The sequence below is a fragment of the Burkholderia sp. Bp8986 genome (assembly GCF_003854225.1).
Classification (GTDB): Bacteria; Pseudomonadota; Gammaproteobacteria; order Burkholderiales; family Burkholderiaceae; genus Burkholderia.
This window is the reverse complement of sequence record NZ_QTQM01000115.1, coordinates 1-2,818: the sequence shown is the minus strand read 5'-3', so window position 1 is coordinate 2,818 and position 2,818 is coordinate 1. Positions and strand designations below refer to the sequence as shown.

Below are 2,818 nucleotides of genomic sequence, written 5' to 3'. Positions count from 1 at the left end.
GTATGCGGGGAAACTCGCACGTACGGTTCTTCGGGGGCCGCGTTTCCGACAGGGAGCGCGGCTACCCTATAAAGGCCGCTCGACAAGATGGATAGCTTCCCGGCCGATTAGGCAACGCCTGAATTTGAGGAATGCGCCGCGAATGACAGCACGGCTTTCGAAACGAATACGGGGGCGGCTGAAGTGCGTGCGGGCATGAGAGGCGGAAAAAGCAAATGCTGGGCTGTAACCGCCCCGATAGGGGTTGCAATATCATCCGCATCCCGCGCGAAAGCGAGCAGACTTCCGCCCGGTGTCCCGGTGCAGAGTGGTCAGACGACTCCACAGAGGGAATCACAAGAGAGCACCGTCCGCCGTGTCTGCGCCCTCCGCATCGGCGGGAGAACCCCGACATTGCAATGTGCAGGCACTGGTAACTTGGCGCCGGTCACTCGTAGAGTTGACTTCGGGATGCTTGAGCCGTATCGCAGGGAAACTTGCACGTACGGTTCTTAGGGGAGGCTGCGCGGCGACGCCCTGGGCCTTACCCGCACAAGGCTATCCCCTATTTTAAGAGAGTCCTCGTGCCCTCAGATACGTGGGGCCGCTCCATTGGCCGTCGGCTGCCCGGCCACGTAATTGGGGCAAGGCGAAAGTCAATTTTATCGCATGCTGGAAAATTTGGCATTACGCTACCGTAATCTTTTGATTTTCTACTTAATTTCAACAATAGCAGGTGTACATCTTGACCGCGTCGACAGGTTACTTGAGCATATCTGGAACGTTCTTTCTACGTAGGCGTGGTTCTCCGCGGCGGGTTCCGTCGGGAGGTTGGGCGCGCAATCTGATTTAGATGATGGCTGAACGGGAATTGTCGTTAGCTCGCACGATGACTCTTCGCTACGTCAAGTGTTTATGGCCAAGTTTCCAAAGCACAGGAATCGCTTTGCTAGGCCATCCGCTCATTTAGTGCGAGTAGATCGTGTCTGATAATTGGCGACCGACGGACCCTACAGCAGCGTGACAAATGAAGGTTGATACTCCGCCGCCTGGAAATAGAAATGGCAATCATGAAAACCAGAATTAATGCGATTCCAGAATGACCACCATCCATTGATCTCGATACAGTAAATCAGGAGTGTTCAGCATGCCTTCATACATTATTGAAGTATTTCGTCCGAAGCTCTATATCGATACAGCGAATCACTGACATTTATCATACTTTTCCATCTTATGCGCAACACACCATAAAATCTGAAATATAATAATTCCACTTTCACCACAACTATTTCGCAATATAATGTTTTTCCGCCTAAATAAAATGGTTTTCTGACAATCACTTAGAGGAAGGGAAAAATGACTCGGATTGTGGTATGTATAACTGGCGCAACCGGCGCTATTTATGGAATCAGACTTCTGGAAGTCTTAGCCGAGATCGGAGTCGAACGTCATCTGGTGCTTAGCAAATGGGCGCGCGTCACACTGCACGAAGAAACACCTTATGACCTTGATTATGTTCACAAGCTTGCCTCGCGTGTCTATACGGACGCCGACCAAGCTGCCTCCCTTTCCAGTGGTTCTTTCCGTCACGACGGAATGATAATCGCTCCATGCAGCATGAAAACTTTGGCTGGTATTCGCGTTGGCTATGCGGACAACCTGATCGTGCGTGCCGCCGATGTTGCTCTAAAGGAGCAGCGGCGGCTCGTCCTAATGGTTCGCGAGACCCCGCTTAGCACAATCCATCTCGAAAACATGCTGTTCGTTGCGCGGGCAGGGGCAACCATCTTCCCGGCTATGCCGGCGTTTTATAATCATCCGCAATCGATCGACGATATCATTAATCAAAGTGTTGGACGCGCATTGGACCTGTTTGGTCTCGACACCCCGCGAATCAAACGGTGGGACGGTTTGAGTCACCCGCGAGTTGGCGGAGGCTCCAATTGTTGAGAATGTAGTGTTTATCATATCGAACGTGTTTCCCTATGGAATATAATGATGTGCACATGCTGAAAGAACGTTGCGGCAATATTCGTGGCAACGATCAGTGATCGAATCCAGCGCTCCTAAAATGGATTGCGCGCGCCAAACGTTACTGGATCGACCAAACAGGAAAGAAATCGATTGCAGCTTGTTTGAAGCTGTCGCGCGCGCGGACGCGAGGGCAATGAAGTGCGCCGCGCCAACGAAATTCTGAAGCTTTCGAGTGCATTGTTCTGTCTCTGACGAAGCGCATTCAGCGCACGAAACGATGAAGTTCTTTATCGTTAGTGGGCGAGACCTCTCAGGAAGCTCTCGTCGATCCCTGCATCGGCTGTCTGTCTCATACTACTCAACTTTGCGATTCTTAGCGGCCGTATGAGTGCGCGAAACGAACATGCTTTGGCAACCCGAGAGCAAACGGGATAGGCAGGCAAACATGCAGGTCCGTGCGTTGAATGAAGTCCGAAGCAGATGAGCCAAAAAGACATTCCGGCGACGCATTGCACGTTCGAGTGGTTCGGTCGCAACGACGCGCATTTTGATACGCATTCGGCTGCGGCCACAATGCGGGAGCGAAAACCAGAGGAGACTATCGTCTATAGAATGCATCCATGCCCAGATCGGAATCGCTCCATCGTTCCGCGGTGAACCGCCCGAAGATACAAAGGCTTGGCTCTGATCTGATAACTAAAGGTTTCCTGCCGCGGCACAGTCATTCAGCGAGGGTCTCGTTGAATCATCGCCCGTTGAAAATTGCACGACATATGGAAGTGAGTCCCATGGCTAGACAGACGATGGCGGAATACCTGGCGAAGACGCTGGCGGCAGCGGGCGTCGAGCGCATCTGGGGCGTGAC

Annotated in this window: 1 protein-coding gene; it reads left to right on the top strand. The window is 52.3% G+C overall.

All coding sequences use genetic code 11. The features are described from left to right. Positions 1-1,335: 1,335 nt before the first annotated feature. Positions 1,336-1,929: a UbiX family flavin prenyltransferase gene (locus DID99_RS36210; RefSeq protein WP_124668692.1), complete on the top strand. Its 594-nt coding sequence runs from the start codon at positions 1,336-1,338 to the stop codon at positions 1,927-1,929. Positions 1,930-2,818: the final 889 nt, after the last annotated feature.